We start from the raw sequence: 5164 nt of genomic DNA on the forward strand, positions 1-5164 counted from the left end.
ATCATTTAAAAAGATATATTTAGATGTGGAACCAGTTCCATATATTTGTTGAGGTGATATTTTTGAAATTAACAATAGCGCAGATAGCCAAACTGGCAGGTGTTTCAAAATCAACAGTCTCAAGAGCATTAAATGGCAGCGGATATGTTTCTGAAAAGACAAAACGAAAGATACAGGAGATTATTAAAAAGTATGATTATGTTCCCGACTCAAAGGCTGTAAATTTGAGCAAGAAAAAAACTTTTACCGTAGGACTCGTACTCCCCTCAACTTCCGGGCCATTTTACGGTGAAGTCATCAGAGGTGTGGAAGAGGTATTATCTGCCAGAAAATATTTTACCTTGCTCACTGTGCTGGATTCAGGGCAGGATGTGAAGCAGGCAAGAAAGAGATATCTTTCCATGATAAGAGAAAGAAGAGTTGATGGAGCTATTGTGTTTGATCCAACCGTGGATAAAGCTACTGTTCGAAAGCTTGCAGAGAGCAAAATTCCAATTGTGTTTCTGTTAAAGGATTTTCAGGACTTCGGAATTGACAGTGTAATGGTAGATAACTTTTCCGGTAGCGCTCGTATGGTGGATCACCTCGTAGAAAAACACAGCTATAAAAAAATCGCTTTTGTCAAGGGACCAGAAGTCAGTGATGACAGTGAGCAGCGTTTCCAGGGTTTTATAGAATCATTGAAAAGACACGGTTTGCGTTGTGAAAATCATCTGGTCTTTACATCAGATTTCACATTTGAAGGTGGGAGAAAGGTTTTCCAGGACCTGCGGAAAGAACTGAACAGTCTGGAAGCCATCTTTTGCGCCAACGATGAAATGGCTCTGGGAATAATTGAAGAAATGGAAAAAGAAGGAATACAGGTCGGAAAGGATATAGCTGTTGTGGGTTTTGACGATGCTTTCTGGTCGGCTTACATAGATCCTCCTTTGACTACAGTGCATCAACCCATGTACGAAGTGGGAAAGATTTCCGCTCAAAGAGTCTTAGAAAGGGTAAACAACCCGGATGTTTTCAAAGATCCCATCAAAATAACGCTTCAAACACGGCTTGTAGTGAGAAAATCATGCGGTTGTTGATTCAGGATTTAACCATGGTCTTTTTTGTGTGAGGTATGAAGAACCGGTTCCACATAAACAGGAGGAGGGAAAAGAGTGAAGCACTTTGAAACTAAATACGGCTACTTCAATGAAAACGGAGACTTCGTTATAACCAATGTTCAAACACCTGCACCCTGGATTAATGTATTAACTAACGGAAGATATGGTGCTGTGTATTCTCAAGCAGGAAGCGGGTATTCTTTTTACATTGATGCCTCCCGGAGCACACTGACAAAATGGATTCAGGATTTAGTGCACGATAATTATGGAAAATACTTTTATATCCTTGACGAAGAAACAGGAGAAGTCTTTTCTAACACTTTCCAGCCTGTGAAAAATAAAAATGGAAGCTACTCTGCCATTTATTCGCCAGGAAAGGTTGTCTTTCACACATCCTTTGAAAGATTCTCTGTAAAAACAACAGCCGTGGTTTCAATTGATCACGATGTCGAGATTATCAAACTGGAACTGGAAAACAACACAAACAAGCCTTTGAATCTTTCAGTTTTCTCATATTTTGAACTCAACATGGGAACCATGCCAGATGTACATAGAGAATTTCACAAGCTTTTCTTCGAAACTCAATTTTCCAAAAATACTCTCCTTTCCAGGAAATATATGTGGACTGCAGGGCCAAGAAGCTGGAATGATTCATACCCCTTTATCCTGTTCCACTCGACAAACCGAGAAATCGCTTCTTATGAAACTGACAAAGAAAAGTTCTTCGGAATGTACGGAAACCTGCAGAATCCACTGGCTATACAGAAAGGACAGTGTGAAAACACCGATGGACGAAACATCGATGGAATAAACGCTATCCAGGTCAGGATCATTTTAGCTCCTCAATCAAAAGAAGCTGTTTACTTCTTTACTGGAGTTGCGAAAGACGAAAAAGAGGCATTAGATTTCTCCACACGCTTCCGGAATGACGAGTTCTGCGAATCTCAGATTGAAAAAGCTCAAAGTCACTGGAAGACTTTCTTAAAAAGATTTAAAGCGGACATCCCTGACAAAGATGTGGAATTTCTTTTGAACAGCTGGCTGCCCTACCAGGCAATAGCTGGAAGACTGATGGCAAGAACTGCATACTACCAGGTAGGAGGAGCATATGGTTACAGAGATCAACTGCAGGACAGTCTTGCAGGTTTATGGCTAGATCCTTCAATAACAAAAAACCAGATCCTTCTCCATGCCGCACATCAGAAAAAAGACGGAACCGTCCAGCACTGGTGGCTACCATTCAGCAATGGCTCTCCATCTGAAAGATGGTCAGATGACCTGCTCTGGCTCACATTTGTGGTATGTGAGTACATAGAACACACCGGCGACACACAAATTCTGTACGAAAGTGTCCCCTTCCTGGATGGAGAGGAGGCAACCATTAAGGAACACTGTTTCAGAAGTATCAAATCAGTACTCGAGAATGTATCAGAAAGAGGAATTCCACTTATCCTTGGAGGAGACTGGAACGATGGGCTGAATGGACTGGGACAAAAAGGAAAAGGTGAAAGTTTCTGGCTGAGCGAGTTCCTGTACCACATCCTTAAAAGAGTTTTAAGTCTCTTCGAACTGGATGAACACGAAAAGAAATGGATTGAAGAGTCTATGGAAAAAATCAGGAAATCTTTTAACGCACACGCCTGGAATGGTGAATGGTTCAACAGGGCAACTTCAGATGAAGGAAAGATCATCGGAGGTAAAGAAGATAACAGAATATTTCTGAATCCGCAAAACTGGGCTGTTATTTCTGGGATAACGGATGATGCCGAAAAACTTCAGAAAGCCATGAAAAATGTAAAAGAGAGGCTATTGACGGATTACGGCCCTCTACTTCTGTATCCGCCTTTCACTGAAGTAGATGGAAAAATCGGATATATAACAAGATATGCACCTGGAACCAGGGAAAACGGAGGAGTCTACACGCACGCTGCTACCTGGACACTCTGGTCAGCATGGCTCACAAAAGACTGTGAACTTGCAGAGAGAGTCTATCAAACCCTCTCACCAATTCTCAGATACTATAAAGATCCCGATGTCTACAAAGCGGAACCTTATGTAACTCCCGGTAACAGTGATGGACCTCTTTCCTCCAAAAGCGGCAAAGCTGGCTGGACATGGTATACCGGTTCTGCAAGCTGGCTTTACAGGTTAATGATTCAGTGTTATCTGGGCATCAAACCCACAAAAGATGGTATCCTGTTCTCCCCATGTACGAAAAAGAAATGGAAAAAAGCAAAGGTTACTTTCAACATTCGAAATGGACAGTACACTCTGGAAATCCTCAATCCTCAGGGCAAAGAACTTCATGAATTCAAGGAAATAATCTTCAACGGGAAGAAACTAAAAGGAAACATTATTCCTTATCTCGAAGGTAATAACCTGATTCAAATCATTTATTAAAGTGGGGTGATTGAAGTGAGGAAAGTTCTGTTTTTGGTACTTCTCGCCTTAGCTACTTTAGGAATGGCATTTACTGTGGTAAACGACATGGAAACCGTCGCAGGACTGAGTGATGATAATACTGGCGCCAAATTCTCCCTGAGCGATGAGTACGTCTTTTCCGGAAAGTACTCCGTTAAAGTAACTCCCTCAGGAAAAGCAGAGGAAACCAAGCTGGCTTTTCAACTGAGTGGTGCCGTGCTGGAAGGCTGGAGTGAGTCCGATTTGTTGAAGATTGCAGTTTTCATCCCAGAAGATGCAAAAACATACCCGGACAGGTACTTTCTCGGTATGGCTGATGTAACAGATGGCTGGGCATGGGTTGATGGAGTCTTCTCAGAAACTCAGTCACAACGAGGATGGAACGTGGTAACCTTCAAACTTTCCCCCAGAATGAAGGAAGTTTCTACAAACGGAAAGTACATGCTTTACTTTGCCTTTATAGACTTCGAAAACGCCAGCAAGAAAGTGCCAATGGTGGATCCTTTCTATGTAGATCACTTTGTAGCCATGTCTACAGAAGAGGAGAAGGTTAGACTCTACATATTCCCTATGGAAACCGAAGAAGAGATTTCAAAATACAACAACGACAACACCGGTGCTGCTTTCAAGCTCAGCAGCAGATATGCAGCCCAGGGCCTCAGATCAATGAAAATCATCCCCAGTGGAGAAGCAATCGAAACTAAAGTGGCTCTTCCACTGGAAGGAGAGAATGTAGAAAAGTGGATGCAGGGTAATACGGTTAAGATGAGTGTTTACATACCTTCCGATATGAGCACTATTCCTACCATGTATTTCCTGGGAATGGCAGATGTAACATCAGAATGGAAATGGGTTGGAGGAGTGTTTGCAGATACCAAAAATGTGGACAAGGGATGGAACCTGATAAGCTTTGAAATAGCAGGTGCCATGAAAGATTTGAACTCTGATGGAAAGTACATGATTTATCTTGCATTTGCCGGTTTTGACAAAAACAACCAGAAAGTACCTCTTAAGGAAGCATTCTACATTGATGGTATATACACCGAAAAAACCAAAGTATTAACCCTTGAAGAACGCATGTCCATGGTAGATCCTAAAACAAAAGAAGAAGTCGAAAAAATGCTGCAAATGAGTGATGAGGAGCTTCTGGAACATGTACAGAGGAAGACCTTTGAATATTTCTGGCATGAAGCAAACCCGGAAAATGGTTTGGTTAAAGACAGGAGTACCGAAGATTCTCCATGCAGTATCGCTGCTGTAGGGTTCGCACTTACGGCAATTCCAGTTGCTATAGAAAGAGGCTGGATAAGTTATGATGAAGGTTACAAAAGAGTTTTAACAACTTTGAAAACCTTCGTGGAAGGTAAAGTAGAAGGCAAGAACGGATTCTTCTATCACTTTGTCGACATGAAAACAGGTAAAAGGGTCTGGAACAGTGAGCTTTCCTCTATAGACACAGCGTTGCTTGTAGCAGGAGCCCTCTTTGCAGGAGAGTATTTCAAAGGCACTGAAGTGGAAAAACTCGCAGATCAACTTTATAGAAATGTGAACTGGAAATGGATGCTTGCAGAAGATGGCACGCTCTACATGGGCTGGAAACCAGAGGCCGGCTTTCTCAACGCAAAATGGGATTCTTTCAATGA

2 protein-coding genes and 1 pseudogene are annotated in these 5164 nt (G+C 42.0%); all 3 read left to right on the top strand.

From position 1 onward, the window contains the following. The first annotated feature begins 62 nt into the window (after positions 1 to 62). A complete protein-coding gene (locus tag J7K79_RS01770; protein WP_296904500.1) occupies positions 63 to 1079 on the top strand; it encodes a LacI family DNA-binding transcriptional regulator in 1017 nt (338 codons plus the stop codon). A gap of 75 nt (positions 1080 to 1154) precedes the next feature. Next, positions 1155 to 3500, top strand: coding sequence for a glycosyl transferase family 36 (locus J7K79_RS01775; RefSeq protein WP_296904501.1), 2346 nt, complete (start codon positions 1155 to 1157; stop codon positions 3498 to 3500). Between the two features lie 15 nt (positions 3501 to 3515). After that, positions 3516 to 5164 (top strand): annotated as a pseudogene (locus J7K79_RS01780) (hypothetical protein); the annotation flags it as partial.

Origin of the sequence: Thermotoga sp. (assembly GCF_021162145.1) — a bacterium.
GTDB lineage: Bacteria > Thermotogota > Thermotogae > Thermotogales > Thermotogaceae > Thermotoga.